17 protein-coding genes are annotated in these 18,759 nt (G+C 69.9%); 13 read left to right on the plus strand and 4 right to left on the minus strand.

Translation table 11 applies throughout. The features are described 5' to 3' along the window. Window positions 1-6 precede the first annotated feature (6 nt). The 6 genes from ACFX43_RS15840 to ACFX43_RS15865 all read left to right on the plus strand — a co-directional run bounded on the left by ACFX43_RS15840 (window position 7) and on the right by ACFX43_RS15865 (window position 7,547). A complete protein-coding gene (locus tag ACFX43_RS15840) occupies window positions 7-1,161 on the plus strand; it encodes a CaiB/BaiF CoA transferase family protein (RefSeq protein WP_378828531.1) in 1,155 nt (384 codons plus the stop codon). Continuing rightward, a complete protein-coding gene (locus ACFX43_RS15845; protein ID WP_378828544.1) occupies window positions 1,158-2,327 on the plus strand; it encodes an extracellular solute-binding protein in 1,170 nt (389 codons plus the stop codon). Before ACFX43_RS15840 ends, ACFX43_RS15845 begins: the two co-directional genes overlap by 4 nt. Continuing rightward, window positions 2,324-2,797, plus strand: a complete 474-nt coding sequence (locus ACFX43_RS15850) for a MaoC family dehydratase (protein WP_378828548.1) — start codon at window positions 2,324-2,326, stop codon at window positions 2,795-2,797. Before ACFX43_RS15845 ends, ACFX43_RS15850 begins: the two co-directional genes overlap by 4 nt. Then, the gene (locus ACFX43_RS15855; RefSeq protein ID WP_378828560.1) at window positions 2,794-4,092 is read left to right on the plus strand and encodes an L-fuconate dehydratase; all 1,299 of its coding nucleotides are present in this window, start codon (window positions 2,794-2,796) and stop codon (window positions 4,090-4,092) included. The genes ACFX43_RS15850 and ACFX43_RS15855 overlap by 4 nt, the downstream gene beginning before the upstream one ends. Beyond that, the gene (locus tag ACFX43_RS15860; RefSeq protein WP_378828570.1) at window positions 4,089-4,982 is read left to right on the plus strand and encodes an amidohydrolase family protein; all 894 of its coding nucleotides are present in this window, start codon (window positions 4,089-4,091) and stop codon (window positions 4,980-4,982) included. Before ACFX43_RS15855 ends, ACFX43_RS15860 begins: the two co-directional genes overlap by 4 nt. A 162-nt stretch (window positions 4,983-5,144) precedes the next feature. Then, complete coding sequence (locus tag ACFX43_RS15865) at window positions 5,145-7,547, plus strand: glycoside hydrolase N-terminal domain-containing protein (protein WP_378828578.1); 2,403 nt, start codon at window positions 5,145-5,147, stop codon at window positions 7,545-7,547. A 49-nt stretch (window positions 7,548-7,596) separates the two neighbouring features. Here ACFX43_RS15865 and ACFX43_RS15870 read toward each other — a convergent pair whose 3' ends face one another. Genes ACFX43_RS15870 through ACFX43_RS15885 form a run of 4 tightly spaced genes read right to left on the minus strand, consistent with a single transcriptional unit; the run spans window position 7,597 to window position 10,913 of the window. Beyond that, a complete protein-coding gene (locus tag ACFX43_RS15870) occupies window positions 7,597-8,577 on the minus strand; it encodes a 2-hydroxyacid dehydrogenase (RefSeq protein WP_378828586.1) in 981 nt (326 codons plus the stop codon). Further along, window positions 8,574-9,272 carry a FadR/GntR family transcriptional regulator gene (locus ACFX43_RS15875; RefSeq protein ID WP_378828599.1) on the minus strand — a complete coding sequence of 233 codons (699 nt, stop codon included), beginning with the start codon at window positions 9,270-9,272 and terminating at the stop codon, window positions 8,574-8,576. The genes ACFX43_RS15870 and ACFX43_RS15875 overlap by 4 nt, the downstream gene beginning before the upstream one ends. Window positions 9,273-9,288: 16 nt before the next feature. Further along, window positions 9,289-10,056, minus strand: a complete 768-nt coding sequence (locus tag ACFX43_RS15880; RefSeq protein WP_378828610.1) for an SDR family NAD(P)-dependent oxidoreductase — start codon at window positions 10,054-10,056, stop codon at window positions 9,289-9,291. Next, window positions 10,053-10,913 carry a fumarylacetoacetate hydrolase family protein gene (locus ACFX43_RS15885; RefSeq protein ID WP_378828620.1) on the minus strand — a complete coding sequence of 287 codons (861 nt, stop codon included), beginning with the start codon at window positions 10,911-10,913 and terminating at the stop codon, window positions 10,053-10,055. The genes ACFX43_RS15880 and ACFX43_RS15885 overlap by 4 nt, the downstream gene beginning before the upstream one ends. 149 nt (window positions 10,914-11,062) lie before the next feature. Here ACFX43_RS15885 and ACFX43_RS15890 point away from each other — a divergent pair, with 149 nt between their 5' ends. The 7 genes from ACFX43_RS15890 (at window position 11,063) to ACFX43_RS15920 (ending at window position 18,748) form a co-directional block, all read left to right on the plus strand. After that, entirely contained in the window at window positions 11,063-12,013 is a 951-nt protein-coding gene (locus ACFX43_RS15890; RefSeq protein WP_378828627.1) for an aldo/keto reductase, read from the plus strand. Further along, window positions 11,968-12,753 (plus strand): (Fe-S)-binding protein, encoded by a 786-nt coding sequence (locus ACFX43_RS15895; protein ID WP_378828632.1) that lies wholly within the window; start codon window positions 11,968-11,970, stop codon window positions 12,751-12,753. Before ACFX43_RS15890 ends, ACFX43_RS15895 begins: the two co-directional genes overlap by 46 nt. Continuing rightward, entirely contained in the window at window positions 12,750-14,186 is a 1,437-nt protein-coding gene (locus ACFX43_RS15900; RefSeq protein ID WP_378828641.1) for a LutB/LldF family L-lactate oxidation iron-sulfur protein, read from the plus strand. Before ACFX43_RS15895 ends, ACFX43_RS15900 begins: the two co-directional genes overlap by 4 nt. Beyond that, the gene (locus tag ACFX43_RS15905; protein WP_378828650.1) at window positions 14,173-14,778 is read left to right on the plus strand and encodes a lactate utilization protein C; all 606 of its coding nucleotides are present in this window, start codon (window positions 14,173-14,175) and stop codon (window positions 14,776-14,778) included. Before ACFX43_RS15900 ends, ACFX43_RS15905 begins: the two co-directional genes overlap by 14 nt. Before the next feature lie 32 nt (window positions 14,779-14,810). Next, window positions 14,811-15,134, plus strand: a complete 324-nt coding sequence (locus ACFX43_RS15910) for an L-rhamnose mutarotase (RefSeq protein ID WP_378828656.1) — start codon at window positions 14,811-14,813, stop codon at window positions 15,132-15,134. Next, the gene (locus ACFX43_RS15915) at window positions 15,127-15,987 is read left to right on the plus strand and encodes an amidohydrolase family protein (RefSeq protein ID WP_378828663.1); all 861 of its coding nucleotides are present in this window, start codon (window positions 15,127-15,129) and stop codon (window positions 15,985-15,987) included. Before ACFX43_RS15910 ends, ACFX43_RS15915 begins: the two co-directional genes overlap by 8 nt. A gap of 97 nt (window positions 15,988-16,084) precedes the next feature. Next, window positions 16,085-18,748, plus strand: coding sequence for a right-handed parallel beta-helix repeat-containing protein (locus ACFX43_RS15920; RefSeq protein ID WP_378828669.1), 2,664 nt, complete (start codon window positions 16,085-16,087; stop codon window positions 18,746-18,748). Window positions 18,749-18,759: the final 11 nt, after the last annotated feature.

Consider the following 18,759-nt stretch of genomic DNA (forward strand, 5'->3'; position numbering starts at 1 on the left):
ACGCCGATGAGTGGCACCCGCCTCCGCGCCTCCGACCTGCCCCTGGAGGGTGTCACGGTCCTGGACTTCAGCCAGTTCCTGGCCGGTCCCGTGGCGGCGCTGAGGCTCGCCGACCTGGGCGCCCGGGTCATCAAGATCGAGCGACCCGCCGGGGGAGACGCGGGCCGGAGCCTGGCCTTCGCCGGGCGGACGGTGAACGGCGACAGCCTCTCCTTCCACGCCATGAACCGGAACAAGGAGAGCGTGGCAGCCGATCTGAAGGATCCCGCCGACCTCGAGCGCGTACGCGGTCTGGTCGCGGAGGCCGACGTGATCGTCCAGAACTTCCGCCCAGGCGTGATGGAGCGGATCGGTCTCGACTACGACTCCGTCCGGGTGCTCAACCCGAGCATCGTCTACGGCAGCGTGACCGGGTACGGGGGCGTCGGCCCGTTCCAGGACCGCCCGGGACAGGACCTGCTCGCCCAGGCGATCGCCGGGCTGCCCTGGCTCAACGGGTCGGCCGATGACCCACCGGTCCCAGTCGGGCTGGCGGTGGCCGACCACCTCGCCAGCTGTCACCTGGCCCAGGGCATCACGGCCCTGCTGGTCCGACGGTTCCGGACCGGGAAGGGCGGGCTGACGGAGACGAGCCTGATGGAGTCCCTGCTGGACCTGGAGTTCGAGCTGCTGACCACCCGGCTCAACGACCCGTCGGTCGAGGTCCGCCGCAAGGGACCCCGGTCGGCCCACGCCTTCCTCTCGGCTCCCTACGGCATCTACCCGACGAGCGACGGTTACCTCGCCATCGCGATGAACCCCGTACCCACCATCGGGCGGTTGCTCGGGCTCCCCGAGCTGGAGGCGATGACCGACCCGCAGACCTGGTGGGACCGGCAGTCGGAGATCGAGGAGGCGATCGGCGACCGTCTCCGGAGCGACACCCGGGATGCCTGGCTGGCCGTCCTGGACGCCGAGGACGTGTGGTGCGCCCCGGTGCTCACGCTCTCCGAGCTCGTGGAGCACAAGGGCTTCGAGGCCATCGCGATGACCCAGCAGATCCGTCGTGACGGCCTCACTCTGACGACCACCCGCAGCCCGATCCGCATCGACGGCGAGCGGTTGACCAATCCGCGCCCGGCTCCACGCCTGGGCGAGCACGACCTCGAGGGGGACCGATGACCGTCCTGCACGGCATGACCTGGGAGCACCCGCGTGGCTACGACTGCCAGGTGGCAGCTTCCCAGGAGTACGCGCGCCGGACCGGGGTCGAGGTGCGCTGGGAGTACCGCTCTCTGCAGGCGTTCGCCGACGCGCCGCTGGCTGAGCTGGCGGAGCGCTTCGACCTGATGGTCATCGACCACCCCCACGTGCCCGTGGCCGTCGCGGAAGGGGTGCTGGCACCCCTGGACGGCGCGGGGTACGACGTCGAGCTGGCCGCCCTGGCCGCCGATGCCGTCGGCAGCAGCCACGCGTCGTACCGCCATGGCGGGCGCCAGTACGGCCTGGCCACCGACGCCGCGGCCCAGGTCGCTGCGTACCGCCCGGACCGCCTGCCGGCTGTGCCCCGTACGTGGGAGGAGGTGCTCGACCTGGCCGCCGGGGGCAGGGTGCTCTGGCCGTGCAAGCCCATCGACGCCTACTCGACCCTGTGCACCTTGGCAGCCAACCGAGGGACGCCGGTCAATGCCGAGCCCGGGACCTTCCTGCCCGAGGAGGATGCGCTGAGCGTGCTCGACCTCATGCATCGGCTCTGCGAGCAGGTGCCGTCGTGGTGCCTGGACGCGAACCCGATCGAGGTCGCCGAGGCGCTGGCCGCCGACGCGCCCGAGCCGTGGGGCTACGCGCCGTTGATGTACGGATACAGCAACTACTCCCGGTCCGGGTTCCGGCCGCATCGCCTCAAGTACGTCGACATGCCCTCCGGTCCCCGCGGAGTGGCCGGCTCGCAGCTCGGAGGCGCCGGCGTATCGGTCTCGGCCCGGTCGAGAGATCTGGACGCGGCCCGCGCGTACGCACTGTGGGTCGCCTCGCCCGAGGTCCAGTCGGGCATCTACTACGACGCCGGTGGCCAGCCCGGCTACGCGTCGTCGTGGGACGACGACCGGCTCAACGAAGACTCCTGGAACTTCTTCCGCGGCACCCGGGCGACCCTCGAGGGCGCTTGGGTGCGGCCGCGTACCGCCGGCTATCTGGAGTTCCAGGACACCGTCTCCCCGTGGGTGACGGAGGCCCTGGCCGGCCGGATGACCGACGCCGACCTGGTCCGCCGGGCCGGCGAGCTCGCCGAGCGCCTGCTCGTCATGGAAGCCGACGCACACGGCGTCGAGGAAGGAGCATCCCGGTGAAAGTCGAGGAGCGCTGGTTCGAGGACTACGCGGTCGGTGAGTCCCGGACCACCCTGGGCCGCACGATCACCGAGGCCGACATAGTCCTGCACGCCGGCCAGACGGGCGACTTCTTCCCGCATCACATGGATGCGGAGTGGATGGCCACCCAGCCGGCCGGACAGCGGATCGCCCACGGGACGCTGATCCTCGCGGTGGCGGTCGGGATGACCGCGACCGACATCAACCCACAGTCCATGTCCTACGGCTACGACCGGATCCGGTTCATCGGTCCGGTGTTCATCGGCGACACCATCACCGTGACCGCCGAGATCACCGAGACGTCGGATCACAGGAAGAAGCCGGACGAGCTCGGCTACGTCCACGAGCTCGTCACGGTGACCAACCAGCGTGGCGAGACGGTGCTGGTCCTGACCCACCTCTACCTCGTCAACAAGCGCCACCCATCCCCACAGGAGGATCCCTCGTGACCCGTATCACCGCCGTCGACGTCACCGATGTCCGCTTTCCGACCTCTGTGTCGATGGACGGATCCGACGCCATGAACAAGGACGGTGACTACTCGGCCACGTACGTCGTGGTGAGCACCGACGACCCGGAGCTGTCCGGCTTCGGGTTCACCTTCACCATCGGACGCGGCAACGACATCTGCACCCTGGCGGCGCAGCGCCGCGGCGAGCCGCTGGTCGGGCGAGAGGTGAGCGACGTGGTGGGTGACCTGGGCGGGATCTACCGGGACCTCGCCTCGGACTCCCAGCTGCGCTGGCTGGGCCCGGACAAGGGGGTCGAGCACCTGGCCCTCGCCGCTGTGATGAACGCGGTCTGGGATCTGGCTGCCCGGGAAGCCGGCAAACCGCTGTGGCGACTGCTGGCCGAGATGACCCCCGAGGAGCTCGTCGACGTCGCAGACCTGACCTACCTCAGCGACGCCCTCACCCGGGACGAGGCCCTGGACATCCTCCGCGCCGGCGTCCCCCACCGTGAGGAGCGGATCCGGCACCTGGAGGAGACCGGCTATCCCTGCTACACCACGTCTGCCGGCTGGCTGGGCTACTCCGACGACAAGCTGCGCAGGCTGGCCGCCGAAGCCGTCGACTCCGGCTATACGCACATCAAGCTGAAGGTCGGCGCGAACCTGGAGGACGACATCCGGCGCTGCGAGATCGCCCGGGAGGTGATCGGCTGGGATGCGAAGCTGATGATCGACGCCAACCAGGTCTGGGACGTGCCGCAGGCCATCGAGTGGGTCAACGCCCTGGCGCGCTTCGAGCCGTGGTGGATCGAGGAGCCGACCAGTCCTGACGACATCCTCGGTCACGCCGCGGTCCGCAAGGCGGTGGCCCCGATCGGGGTGGCAACCGGTGAGCACGGCATGAACCGGGTGCTCTTCAAGCAGATGTTCCAGGCGGAGGCCATCGACTTCTGCCAGCTCGACTCCGCTCGGCTGGCCAGCGTCAACGAGATCCTCTCCGTCTATCTGATGGCGAGGAAGTTCGACGTCCCGGTCTGTCCTCATGCCGGCGGCGTCGGCCTGTGCGAGCTCGTCCAGCACCTGTCCGTCTTCGACTACGTCGCCGTCTCGGGCACGCTCGAGGACCGGGTCACCGAGTTCGTGGACCATCTCCACGAGCACTTCACGGACCCGTGCATCGTCGAGAACGGCGCCTACCGACTGCCGTCCCGGCCCGGCTACAGCGCGGAGATGCACCCCACGTCGGTGGCGACGTACGCCTATCCGGACGGCAGCTACTGGGCGAGCCGGTGACGCCTCAGATGATCATCGACAGCCACCAGCACGTCTGGGATCTCACCCGCTCGCCCTACCCGTGGCTCGGTCCCGACGTGCCCGAGTACAACCGCACGTTCACCTTCGACGAGATCCAGCCGCAGCTGAGGGCGCAGGGAGTGGACGCGACCGTGCTGGTCCAGTCCGACGACCACGACGGTGACACCGACCTGATGATCGAGGTCGCCGACCAGCATCCCGAGGTGGTGGGGATCGTCGTCTACGTGCCACTGGACCAGCCGGACCTGGCCGCCGAGCGGCTGGAGTCGCTGCGTGGAGACGACCGGGTGGTCGGCGTACGCAACCTGATCCACAACATCCCCGACCCCGACTGGATCCTCCGTCCGGACGTCGCCGAGGGACTCGGGCTGCTGGAACGGCTCGGGCTCACCTACGACCACGTCTCGGTGCTGCCACGCCACCTCGAGCACGTCGCGACGCTCTCCGAACGCCATCCGGACCTGAGGATCGTGATCGACCACCTCTCCAAACCGCCGCTCGGGGAGGCCGACCGAGAGCCGTGGTGGAGCCTCATCGAGCGAGCGGCCGAGAACCCGAAGGTGTTCGGCAAGGTCTCCGGGCTGTACCCGGGTGCGGCCCCCGACGGCTGGACCGTGGCTGGCATCCAGCCCTTCGTCGACCGGGCGGTCGAGGTGTTCGGCCCGAGCCGGCTGATGTACGGCGGAGACTGGCCGATCTCCACCGCCGCTGGCGGCTACGAACGGGTCTTCGCCGGGCTCCAGGAGGCCTTGGCCGGTCTGTCGGGTGACGAGCGTGAGGAGATCTACGCGGGCAGCGCACGCCGTTTCTACGGGCTCGACGAACAGCGGCTTGCCGTCGCGGATGCGTCAGCTCGGGAAACACGCTGATCTTGTAAAGATCAGATCATTTGTTTGTCCTGACTGTCACGCGAGGCCGACATCGGCCATATCAGCCCCAAATCTCGGCAACCATCGACATGACGTGTGATGTCTATTACATTGAAACAACCGATGTTTGCCCCGAGTGGGGCGTGAGTCAGGAGGAAGCTGATGGTGGACTTCACGAGACGACGGGTGCTGCAGGCGGCCTCGGCGGTGGCCGGCGGTGCCCTGGTGCAGCCGGTCGTGACCCAGGCGGCCGCGGCCGCCGACGAGCCGGAGACCAACCCGCTGGAGCTCTGGTACCGCCAGCCGGCGCAGGAGTGGCTCCAGGCGCTGGCGATCGGCAACGGCCGGATGGGCGCGATGGTCTTCGGCGGGGTGGCCAGCGAGAAGCTGATGCTGAACGAGGACTCGGTCTGGGCCGGTCATCCGCACAGCTACGACCCGCCTCGTGGCGCCGAGGTGCTCCCCGAGATCCGCAAGATGATCTTCGAGGAGAACTGGGTCGGCGCCCAGCGTCTGGCCGACAAGGAGTTCCTCGGCCGGCCCAGCGAGCAGGCCTTCTACCAGCCGGTCGGTGACCTGCTGCTCGAGTTCCTGGGCCTCGACGGCGAGCCCACGACCTACCGGCGCTCGCTCGACCTGCGGACCGCGACCGCGATCTCGGAGTTCGAGGTCGGCGGCGTGCGCTACCGCCGCGAGTCGTTCGTCAGCCACCCGGACCAGGTGATGGTCGTCCGCCTCACCGCGGACCAGGCCGAGAAGGTCTCGTTCAACGCCACCTTCCAGTCGCCGCAGCAGAGCGACGTGCAGCCCCACGATGCGCGGACGCTCGCTCTGGAGGGCATCAGCGGGGCCACGGAGGGGATGGAGGGCGCGGTCCGCTTCATCAGCCTCGTCCGCGCCGAGACCGACGGAGGCACGGTCCAGTGCGCCGATACCCAGCTGCGCGTGCGCAACGCCACCTCGGTGACGCTGCTGCTCACTATGGCGACCAGCTACCGCAACTACGCCGACGTCAATGCCGACCACGTACGCCGCGCGGAGAAGCCCCTCGAGGCGGCTACCGAGCGCGGCTACGGCCAGCTGCGTTCGGCGCACGTGCGGGATTATCAGAAGCTCTTCGGCCGCGTCGACATCGACCTCGGCACCTCCGCCGCGATCGAGAAGCCGACCGACGAGCGGGTGGCGGCGTTCCGTGACGGCGGCGACCCGCAGCTGGCGGCGCTGTGGTTCCAGTTCGGCCGCTACCTGCTGATCTCGTCCTCCCGGACCCCTGGGCAGCCGGCCAACCTGCAGGGTCTGTGGAACTACAAGATGCAGCCCGAGTGGCAGTCGAAGTACACCCTCAACATCAACGCGCAGATGAACTACTGGCCTGCCGGCCCGGCCAACCTCGCCGAGTGCTGGGACCCGATGTTCACGATGACCGAGGAGCTCGCGGAGGTCGGGCGGAACACCGCCAAGCAGATGTGGGGCTCGGACAAGGGTTGGGTCGCCCACCACAACACCGACGGCTGGCGGGGAACCGCACCGGTCGACTTCGCCTACTACGGAGTCTGGCCGATGGGAGGCGCCTGGCTCTCGCTGCTGTTCTGGGAACGCTACGAGTACACCGGCGACAAGGCGAACCTCGCCGAGCACTTCCCGACCCTGCGGGGAGCGGTCGAGTTCTTCCTCGAGACGATGGTGCGCGACGAGCAGTCCGGCTACATGGTCACCTGTCCGTCGCACTCGCCGGAGATCAAGCACCACGAGCAGGACGACGAGGGGGTCAGCATCTGCGCCGGCCCGACGATGGACTGCCAGATCCTGCGCGACCTGTTCACCGCGTTCGAGAAGGCGGCCGAGGCGCTCGGCAAGCACGACCCGCTCGTCGCTCAGGCCGTGGCCATGCGGGATCAGCTGCCGCCCAACCAGATCGGCTACCTGGGCCAGCTGCAGGAGTGGCTGATCGACTGGGAGGAGGCTGCCCTGGAGCGCAGCCGCCACGTCTCCCACCTGTGGGGCGTCTTCCCCTCCGACCAGATCAGCCCGTTGCGTACGCCGGAGCTGGCCGACGCCGCCCGCAAGGCGCTCGAGCTGCGCGGCCCGGCGATCACCACCGGGTGGTCACTGGCGTGGAAGATGAACATCCGCGCGCGCCTTCTGGAGGCCGAGAACGCCTACCTCCACGTTCAGCACATGCTGCACCCCTCCCGGACGGCGCCCAACCTCTTCGACCTCCACCCGCCGTTCCAGATCGACGGGAACTTCGGCGCCGTCTCCGGGATCACGGAGATGATCATGCAGAGCCACTCCGGCGAGCTCTTCCTCCTCGCTGCGCTGCCGGCAGCATGGCCGGAGGGGAAGGTTCGTGGCCTGCGCGCCCGCGGTGGTTTCGAGGTCGATCTGAAGTGGGCTGACGGCAAGGTCGAGGTCGCGCGGATCCGGTCGCTGCTCGGCAACCGGCTCCGGCTGCGTACGCAGCAGCCGGTCAAGGTGGCCGGGACGGATGTCTCCCGGCCGGAGGAGAACGTCGTCGAGTTCGGCACCCGGCGCGGCAGCACCTACACCGTGGTCCCGAAGTAGGGACCATCTCGGGTCGGCCGCGAGTGGTTCGCGGCCGGCCCGAGTCCGCCTACGGGTGGACCGGCGTCGGCGCGGGCTCGCCGGCGAGCACGGCTCGGGCGTTTTCGATCGCGAGCATCGCCATCCGGTCACGGGTGGCGCGGCCCGCGCTGCCGATGTGCGGCAGCAGGACCACGTTGGGGAGCGTCAGCAGGTCGGGGTGGATGGCCGGCTCGTTCTCGAAGACGTCGAGTCCCGCTGCGCCGATCGTGCCGTCGGCCAGAGCGGCCGCCAGGGCGGCCTCGTCGACGATGGGGCCGCGAGCGGTGTTGACGAGGACCGAGCCCGGACCCATCAGCCGCAGCTCCTCGGCGCCGACGAGATGCCGGGTGTCGGGGGTCAGCGGGCAGTGCAGCGACACGACGTCCGAGGCGACCAGGAGGTCGGGCAGCGGCAGGGTCTCGATGCCCAGGCGCGCCGCCTCCGCGCCGGCGGAGCGGGACGGGGTCGCCACGATACGCATGTCGAAGGCGCGGGCGCGCCGCGCCATAGCCAGCCCGATGCGGCCCAGACCGACGATGCCCAAGGTCGCGCCGCTGCTGACGTCGAGGCCCACGAAGAGGTCCGGCCGCCAGGACCAGGGTTCGCCGCTGCGTACGAATGCGTCGGCCTCCACCACGCGACGGGAGGTGGCGAGCAGCAGCGCGAAGGCGAGGTCGGCGGTCGCCTCGTCGAGCACGCCCGGTGTGTTGGTCACGGTGATGCCGCGAGCGGCGCAGGCGGCGACGTCGATGTTGTCGTGACCGACCGCCATGTTGGCGACCACGCGCAGCGACGGACCGGCCGCGTCGAGGAGCTCGGCATCGACCCGGTCGGTCAGCAGGCAGACGAGCGCGGATGCCCCGCGTACGTCCGAGAGCAGCTCTGCGCGCGTCTGCCCAGAAGGATCCGCGGCGCAGGTCACCGGCCCGGGCACCTCCTCCAGCGCCTGGCGGGCGCGGTCGCTGGGCCGGAAGCTGACATGCAGCCGGCCTTGATTCGGCGCGCTCACTCCTGCCCCTCCTCCCGGTCCTCGGCGAGGCTGCGGCGGATCCAGTTCTCGATGCCGGCGACGTGGGCCAGGGACAGCGCGGCGGCGATGCTCGGCTGTCGGTCCGCGATGGCCAGGGCGATGCCGCGATGCTCGCGCTGCGTCTGGTCGAAGGAGTCCTGCTGGGTCACGCCACGCCAGATCCGGGCCCGTTGGGTGCGGTTGGCGACGCCGTCGATGAACGAGCACAGCACGGTGTTGCCCGACGCACGGGCGATGCGGTGGTGGAACTCCAGGTCGTTGGCCACGACCTCCTCCAGCGACGTCTCGGGACTGACGGAGTCGACCAGCGCGAGCAGGTCGGTGGCCTCGTCCGAGGGCATCTGCAGGGCCGCCTTCTCGGCGGCCAGGGGCTCCAGCGCCCGGCGCACCTCGAAGAGGTCCAGGACGCTGGAGTCCTGGTGGAAGTCGATGACGAAGCCCATCGTCTCCAGCAGGATCTCCGGCGTCAGGCTGGTCACGTAGGTGCCATCGCCCTGGCGTACATCGAGGATGCGCATCATCGAGAGCGCGCGCACCGCCTCTCGCAGGGAGCTGCGGGAGATGCCGAGCTGAACCGACAGGTCGGCCTCGCGCGGGAGACGGTCGCCGGGCTTCAGGCTGCCGTCGAGGATCATCTCCTTGATCTTCTCGATCGCCTCGTCGGTCAGCGCCATCGGGATCCTGGTCCTCTCACTCGGTCGGTCGCAACCGTAACGTTGCCATGCCGCCGTCGACAGCGAGGGCCACACCGGCGGTCGACCCCGAGGAGGGGCTGGCCAGGTACGCGACCGCGAGGGCGACCTCGTCCGCGCTGACCAGACGGCCGTGCGGCTGCCGCGCGTCCAGCGCGGCACGCTCGGCCTCGGGGTCGTCGGCCGAGTCGAGCAGGCGCTGCACCCAGGGGGTGGCGGCGGTGCCGGGGTTCACGCAGTTCACCCGGACGCCCTCCCGGAGGTGGTCGGCGGCCATGGCCTGCGTCAGGGACTGGACCGCACCCTTGCTCGCGGAGTAGACGGCCCGTTGCTGGATGCCCGTGGTCGCGGCCACCGAGGCCACGTTCACGATCGCCGCAGCAGGGGAGCGCCGAAGGTGCGGAAGCGCGGCGCGCGAGACTCGTACGGCACCGAGGACGTTGACGTCGAAGACCGCGTGCCACTGCTCGTCGGGGTTGTCCTCCACGGTGCCCTGGGCGCCGATGCCGGCGTTGTTGACCACGATGTCGAGCCGGCCGAAGTCGGCGACCGCCTGTTCCACCGCGGCCCGGATGCTCGCGTCGTCGGTGACGTCGGCGCGGATGCCGAGGGCCTTGGGGTTGATGCCCTCGGGGTCGAGGTCGAGGGCCGCGACCTGGGCGCCCCGCTCCAGCAGGACCTCGACGACGGCGGCGCCGATGCCGGACGCGCCACCGGTGACGAGGGCGACGAGCCCGTCGAGCTCGCGCGTTCCCTGGGCGCTCATGCCTGGCTCCCGAAGGCGACGTACTCCTGGCGCTGGCGGCCGAGTCCGTCGATCTCGATCTCGACGACGTCGCCGGGCTGGATGTAGGGGAAGCGGCCGGAGAGCGCGACGCCCTCCGGGGTGCCGGTCATGATCAGGTCGCCCGGGTCGAGAACCATGAACTGGCTGAGGTGGTGGATCACCGTCGCGACGTCGAAGATCTGGTCGGCGGTCACGGAGTCCTGTCTCGGCTCGCCGTTGACGAAGGAGCGCATGCCGAGCTTCTGGTGCTCGACCTCGTCGGGAGTCACGACCCAGGGGCCGATCGGGCTGAAGCCGGGGGCGATCTTGCCCTTGCTCCACTGGCCACCGGAGATCTCGAGCTGGAACTCGCGCTCGGAGAGGTCGTTGGCGACCACGAAGCCCGCGACGTGCTCCAGGCTCTGGTCGGGAGAGTCGAGGTAAGACGCGCGCTTTCCGATCACCACGCCGAGCTCCACCTCCCAGTCGGTCTTGGTGCTGTCGCGCGGGATGGTGACGGTGTCGTTCGGCCCGGCGATCGTGTTGGGAGCCTTGAAGAAGATGACCGGGACCGCGGGCGGCTCCGCGCCGGACTCGGCGGCGTGCGCGGCGTAGTTCATGCCGATGCAGACGATGGCGCCGGGCTGGGTGATCGGGGCACCGACGCGGAGCGTGTCGGCCCCTTCGACGACGGGGAGGTCGCCCGCGGCGAGGGCGGCGGCGGCGCGCGCCGGTCCGTCGGAGGCCCAGAAGGCCCCGTCGATGTCGTCGGTGAGACCGGCCAGGCTGCGCACCTCGTCCTCGAGCACGAGGACGGGCAGCTCCTCACCTGCGGGTCCCAGGCGGGCGAACTTCATGGTGTGGCCTCCAACGTTGATTAATCGGATCTATGGTGGTCTGTGAGGGCCGAATACGGCACCCAATGCATATTGACAGCCTAAACATCAGATGTCTAGCCTCGACGTGACGGTCGAACGACCGTGGAGTCAGAGGTTGAGGAGGGCGGATGGAGATCCCGCTGTTCGGACTCGGCTGTGCGCCGATGGGCAACCTGTTCCGGCCGCGCACCGACGAGGACTGCCACGCCACGCTCGAGGCGGCCTGGCAGGCAGGCGTACGTCACTTCGACACCGCGCCCCACTACGGGCTGGGGCTGTCGGAGGAGAGGATCGGGCGGTTCCTGGCGACGCGACCGCGGTCGGAGTTCGTCGTCTCGACCAAGGTGGGCAGGCTCGTGCGGCCCAACCCCGCCTGGGACGGGGAGTCCCAGGACGACATGGGCTTCGCGGTCCCGGCGAGCTCGCACCGGGTCCTGGACTACTCCGCCGACGGCGTACGCCGCAGCCTGGAGGAGTCGCTGGCCCGCCTCGGCCTCGACCGGGTCGACATCCTCTACGTGCACGACCCCGAGCTGTCCGGCGACCAAGCGGCGGTAGAGACCGCGCTCACCGGCCTGGCGAAGCTTCGCGAGGAGGGGATGGTCGATGCGATCGGGACTGGATCCCTGTCGGTCCAGGCGCTCACCGCGACGGTCGAGACCGGCCTCGCCGACGTGGTCATGGTCGCCAACCGCTACACGCTCCTCGACCAGTCCGTCGCCGACGGTCTGCTCGAGGCGTGCGATCGGCACGGCACCAGGATCGTTGCCGCGGCCGTGTTCTCCAGCGGCCTGCTCGCCACCACCCCGCGCAGGGGAGCCATGTACAACTACGGCGAGGTGCCCGACGACATCCTCGAACGCGCGCTCCGTATCGGCGAGGTGTGCGAGGCGCACGGGGTCGAGATCGCCACCGCTGCGCTGCACTACCCGTTGCAGGACCCGCGGGTCGTGTCGGTGGTGGCGGGCGCGGGCCGGCCCGAGCAGGTGAGGCAGAACCTCGAGCGCCTGGCAGCCACGGTCCCCGAGGCGCTATGGGCCGACCTGGCCGACCAGGGGCTGGTGCCGTCGTGCGTGTAGCCCTCATGGTCACCTGCATCAACGATGCCCTCTTCCCCGACACCGGGCGCAACGTGGTCCGGCTCCTCCGCCGCCTCGGCGTCGAGGTGGACTTTCCCCAGGCCCAGACCTGCTGCGGCCAGCCGATGGTCAACACCGGCTACCTCGACGAGGCGGTGCCGGTTCTCCGCACGTTCGTCCGCGCCTTCGAGGGGTACGACGCCGTCGTGACGCCGTCGGGCTCGTGCGCCGGGTCGGCCCGGCACCAGCACGATCTGGTGGCCCGCCGCAGCGGCGACGAGGGCCTGCGGGCGGCGGCCCGGGAGACGTCCCAGCGTGTCTATGAGCTCAGCGAGTTCCTGGTGGACGTGCTGGGCGTCGAGGACGTGGGTGCCTACTTCCCGCACCGGGTGACCTACCACCCGACCTGCCACTCGCTGCGGATGCTTGCGGTCGGCGACCGGCCGATGCGGCTGCTCCAGCACGTCCGAGGGATCGACCTGGTGGACCTGCCCGGCGCGACCGAGTGCTGCGGGTTCGGCGGCACCTTTGCGATGAAGAACTCCGACACGTCGATCGCCATGGGCTCCGACAAGGCCCGGCACGTGCGCGAGACCGGGGCCGAGGTGCTGGTGGCCGGTGACCGGTCCTGCCTGACCCATGTCGGAGGCCTGCTCTCACGGCAGCGTGCCGGCGTACGCGTCATGCATCTGGCCGACGTCCTTGCCCAGACCGAGCCTGCCGCGGTGGTTGCCTCATGACCGGCACGTTCGTCGGGATGCCGGTGTTCCCCAAGGCCGCCCGCGAGGCGGTCGGCGACTCCCAGCTGCGCCGCAACCTCGCGCACGCCACCGGCACCATCCGTGCCAAGCGCGCCGCCGTCGTCGGCGAGGTCGAGGAGTGGGAGGAGCTGCGCCTGGCCGGTGCGGCTATCAAGGAGAACGTGCTGCTCCACCTCGACGAGCATCTCGTACGTCTCGAGGAGTCGCTCACCAAGGTCGGCGCGACCGTCCACTGGGCGAGCGAGGCCGCCGAGGCCTGCCGCATCGTCGGCGACATCGCCGCCGCTCACGACGCCACCGAGGTGGTGAAGGTGAAGTCGATGGCGACCCAGGAGATCGGTCTCAACGAGGCGCTGGCCGCCCGCGGCATCGACGCCTGGGAGACCGACCTCGCCGAGCTGATCGTGCAGCTCGGCGACGACCTACCGAGCCACATCCTGGTGCCGGCGATCCACCGCAACCGGGCCGAGATCCGCGAGATCTTCGCCTCCGCGATGGGTGAGGTCGGCCGTCCCGCTCCTGAGGACCTCACCGACGAGCCCGCGCGGCTCGCGGAGGCCGCCCGCCTGCACCTGCGCGAGAAGTTCCTGCGCGCCAAGGTAGGTGTCTCGGGTGCCAACTTCGCGGTCGCCGAGACCGGGTCCCTGGTCGTCGTGGAGTCGGAGGGGAACGGCCGGATGTGCCTGACCCTGCCCGAGGTGCTGGTCTCGGTGGTCGGCATCGAGAAGACCGTGCCGACCTGGGACGACCTCGACGTCTTCCTTCAGCTCCTGCCGCGCTCGGCGACGGGGGAGCGGATGAACCCCTACACCTCGGTGTGGTCCGGCGTCACCCCGGGCGACGGTCCGCAGGAGGTGCACGTCGTGCTGCTCGACAACGGCCGTACCCGTGCCTTGGCCGACGAGGTCGGCCGGCAGGCGCTGCGCTGCATCCGCTGCTCGGCCTGTCTCAACGTCTGCCCGGTCTACGAGCGCACCGGCGGCCACGCGTACGGCTCGGTCTACCCGGGTCCGATCGGAGCCATCCTCAACCCGCTGCTGAAAGGCGTCGGGCACGACGACCAGACCGACTCGCTGCCCTACGCCTCGACGCTGTGCGGCGCCTGCTTCGAGGCCTGCCCTGTGCGCATCGACATCCCTTCGGTGCTCGTGGAGCTGCGCTCGCAGGTGGTCGACGCCCACCGCGGCGGCGTACCCAAGCCTGAGGCGGTGGCGATGAAGGCCGCCGGCGCGACGCTCGCGTCAGGTCGCCGGCTCGGCCTCGCCGAGCGCCTCGTCGGCACCGGCGTCCGGCTTGCCCGCCGCGCCGGGGCGCGCCCCTGGACGCAGGCCCGCGATCTGCCGGACGCGCCCGCCGAGTCCTTCCGCGCCTGGTGGCGCCGCACCGAAGGAGGTGCCGATGAGCACCCGTGAGGAGATCCTGGGCCGTGTCCGGCAGGCGCTCGGCGACGCGCCTCACCCGACCGCTGAGGTGCCGCGCGGCTACCGGGGTGTCGGCGACGATCTCGACCGGTCCGCGGTGCTCGCTCGGTTCGTGGAACGGGTCGATGACTACCGCGCCACCGTCACCCGGTGCCGCGCAGCAGAGGTCGCCGAGGTGCTGGCGCGGGCGGTCGCCGGCCGGAGCGTCGTCGTACCCGCGGGCCTGCCGTGGCCGGTCCCCGGATCCGTGGACGACACCGGGCAGTCGGCCGCCGAGCTCGACGCGATCGACGCGGTCGTGTCAGGTGCCGCGCTCGGCATCGCCGCCACCGGCACGGTCGTGCTCGACCACGGCCCCGGTCAGGGACGTCGCGCGCTCACCCTCGTCCCGGACCTGCACGTGTGCGTGCTCGGCGCCGCCCAGGTCGTGGCAGGTGTCCCGCAGGCCGTCGCCCGGCTCGACCCGGCGAGGCCGCAGACCTGGATCAGCGGCCCGTCGGCGACCAGCGACATCGAGCTCGACCGCGTCGAGGGCGTCCACGGCCCACGCACCCTGCACGTCGTCCTCGTGGACGACCTCTGACCCTTCGCCACCACACCGAGAGGACCCCCACCATGACCCGACACGGCTCCGTGGTCCGGCTGCGCCCCGAGAAGGAGGCGGAGTACGTCGAGCTGCACGCCGCTGTATGGCCCGAGGTGCTCGAGCGCCTGACCGCCAGCGGCATCCGCAACTACTCCATCTTCCTGCGCGACGGCTGGCTCTTCAGCTACTTCGAGTACGTCGGGACCGACTACGAGGCGGACATGGCCGCGATCGCCGCCCATGCCGTGACCCAGCGATGGTGGGAGGTCACCGCCCCGTGCCAGGAGCGGCTGCCCACCGCCACCGAGGACGAGCAGTGGTCCACGATGACCGAGGTCTTCCACCTTGACTGAGTCCTCGGTCGAGTCGCGGCGCATCGACGCCCACCACCACGTGTGGGACCTCGAGGTCCGCGACCAGGAGTGGACGCGAGATCTCCCGGCCATCCGGCGCTCCTTCTCCTTCGACGACCTCCGGCCCCACCTGGACGACCACGAGATCGTCGGAACCGTCGTCGTCCAGACCGTCGCGGTCGCCGAGGAGACCCCTGAGCTGCTCGCGCTGGCGGCCGCCACGCCCGAGATCCTCGGGGTCGTCGGCTGGGTCGACCTCACCGCCCCGGACGTCGCCGACCGGCTCGCCGAGCTGCGCGAGCGCCCCGGAGGAGACCTCCTTGTCGGCATCCGGCACCTGGTGCAGTCCGAGCCCGATCCCGAGTGGTTGCTCCGTGACGACGTGCTGCGAGGGCTCACCGCCGTCGCTGATGCCGGCCTCGTCTACGACCTGCTGGTGCGCCAGCCCCAGCTGCCGGCAGCCGTCGGCGCTGTCGAGCAGGTCCCCGGCGGGCGTTGGGTGCTCGATCACGTCGGCAAGCCCGTGATCGACCCCACCGCCTTCGACGATTGGGCGGGACACGTCGCCGCGCTCGCCCGCCACGACTCGGTGGCGTGCAAGCTGTCCGGGCTCGTCACCGAGCTCGCCCCGGAGCAGCCGATCGACGCGGTGCTTCCCTGGGCCGGGCACGTCATCGATGTCTTCGGTGCCGAGCGCACCATGGTCGGATCGGACTGGCCGGTCTGCCTGCTGCGCTCGTCCTACGGCGAGGTGATCGACCTCGCCGACACGGTGCTCGCCGGGCTCGACGACACCGGCCGAGCCGACGTCCGGGGTGGCACGGCCGCTCGGGTCTACGGCCTCGCCTCCTGATCGGCGTCGGGCGCCTCGGAAACCTTGGAAAACGCTTGCCTGTACCTCGTCTGTGATGTTAGACACATGTCATACGTCATATCTCAAGGAGACGGACATGCAGACTCGCACGACACGCCGCGCCCGCGCGGCGGCGGCCGTGGTCCTGGCAGCACTCGGTTCGACGGTCCTCGTCGCCGGTACGCAGCCCGCCACGGCGGCCGAGACGACCCTCACGGTCCACGTCGCCCCTGACGGCGACGACGCCGACCCGGGCACGAAGAGCCGGCCGCTGAGGACGGTGGAAGCGGCCCGCGACGCGCTGGCCGGACGTACCTCCGCGGAGAACCGAGGCACGGTGATCGTGCACGGCGGCGAGTACGTCCTCGACGATGCCATCGACCTGACCGGTCCCGAGCACTCCTGGGTCACCTACCGCGCTGCGGCGGGGGAGAAGGTCCGCCTCACGGGCGCGCACGCCCTGGAAGCGCAAGGCTGGCGGCCGCTCGCGGACCTGTCCGAGGAGGAGCTCGCCCAGCCGCAGTTCTCCTCGAACGCCCGACTCGACTCGCCGGCCCTGCGCGAGGGCGTGTGGGTCTACGACCTGGGCGCCGAGGGCATCGACCCCGGCACGCTCTACAAGAACGGGTTCAACTGGCTGCCGCAGCCGTTCGCTCCCGAGCTCGTCGTCGACGGCGGGACGCAGACGCTCGCGCAGTTCCCCAACCAGGAGGGCTGCACCGGGGCGGACTCCAGCTGCCACCTCTACGGCGACGGCGGCAAGTGGAAGGTGCCCGCGACCAACGACCTCATCCAATGGACGCTACGTGACCGGTTCGGGATGGAACCGGACTGGGCGATCAGCGGGACGACGCCGCGTGCGCAGTTCGAGGACAAGAAGCAGCAGCTCGCGAACCCCGAGGACCGAGACACCTGGTCCCAGGACGAGATGCGCAAGATGACGCCTCCTCTCTACGAGGTCGGTGGCCGGCTGCTCGAGGGCAACCGCTACCAGGGCTGGGCTCCTGAAGGGGTGCCGGAGATCATCGACCACGGCACCCGCGGCTTCGGTGCCTACTCCCACATCCCGGTGCAGGCCGACCCGCAGGAGCTCGCCGACGTCGACAACGCGACGTACGAGACCGAGGCGTGGCTCTCGGGCTACCTCGGCAACAACTACGCCAACGACATGGTGCGGCTGGTCTCCTGGAGCGGCACGACGATGTACGCCAAGTACCCCTCGATGTACTGGCCCCGCAACGACTACACCAAGGTCAAGGCGATCAACATCCTCTCCGAGATGGACGTCGAGGGTGAGTACTACATCGACCGCCACGCGGGCAACGACGTCGTCTACTACAAGCCGTCGGGCGGGACGATGGAGGGCAAGAGCGCGACCCTGCGGGCCTTCGACGACAACATCTTCCGGCTCGAGGGCACCACGGGCGTGACGCTGAAAGGTATGTCGATGTCGGACTCGCTGATCAGCGCGGTCCAGCTGCTCGACGCCGAGAATACGCTGATCGACGGCGTCGACATCTCCAACGTCAGCATGGACGCGATCCGCATCGGCGAGACCACCGAGTCGATCACTGCCCTGCCCGACTACGAGACCGTACGCGGCGGCCACGACAACGTCGTGCAGAACTCCTACCTCCACGACCTCGGCGGTGGCGGAGTCCTGCTCGGCGGCGGTGATCGCAGCACTCTCGAGCGCGGCGACAACGTGGCCCGCAACAACGAGATCGCCCGTTTCTCGCGGCTGGCGACCTACACGCCGGCCGGCTACCTCTACGGCGTCGGCAACAGCTTCGAGAACAACTACGTCCACGACGCGCCCCACATGGCGGTGCAGATCATGGGCAACGACATGCGCGTCAACCACAACTACTTCTACGACCTGGTGAAGAACGCCGGCGACCAGGGAGTCGTCTACACCGGGCGCGACTACACCTATCTGGGCAACGAGGTCGCGTACAACTTCTTCGACACCATCGGCGGCTCCAACGACGCGTTCTACATGGACGACGGCGTCTCGGGGATGCGGTTCCACCACAACGTCGTGAAGAACGCGCACTCGGGTGTGTTCTTCCAGTCTGGCCACAGCAACAAGGCGACGGACAACGTGTTCATCGACGTCGACCAGACCGGCCACGACCAGCTCTACCACCGCAACGGCGAGACCGGTCTTCCCGTGCCCAACGGCTGGGTGGCGCAGAGCCGCTACAACTCGTTCCTCGACGTACGGCCGGGCGAGAAGTACTCGGCCACCGAGGAGGACGTCGCCGGCTGGCACCGTCACTACACCGACGGCAAGGCCCGCTACTCCGACGGGAAGCCGATCGTGTTCCCGGAGATCGGGGACTGGTACGTCCCGCGTGTCACCGCGACCGGCGAGGACTGCAAGAAGGCGGACTACGCGCCCGACGCCACCAACGGCTGCGACCGTGCGACCGTGTGGGAGAACCCCGACTCCCTCTACGTGCCCGCCCGCAACGCGATCGACCGCTCGGTCATCCTCGGCGGCGGCGAGTACCGCGCCGGGGAGAACTCGTTCGCGAACCCGGCCGCGACCTATCGCCTCGCCACGTGGAGCGACGCGATCAACACCAACCTCAGCAAGCCCGCGTCGCTCGAGGCCGCCGGGCTCGACCTCGACACGCTGAGCTTCAGCTACACCGGCGAGGTCGCGCAGACCTTCGGCCGGGAGTGGGTGGCGACCTGGAACCGGCTGGTCACCAGGGACGGCATCGGGCTCTCCGGCGGCCCAGCCGCAGGCTGAGCCTTCCCGGA

It is taken from the genome of Nocardioides sp. YIM B13467 (genome assembly GCF_042788075.1).
Classification (GTDB): Bacteria; Actinomycetota; Actinomycetes; order Propionibacteriales; family Nocardioidaceae; genus Nocardioides.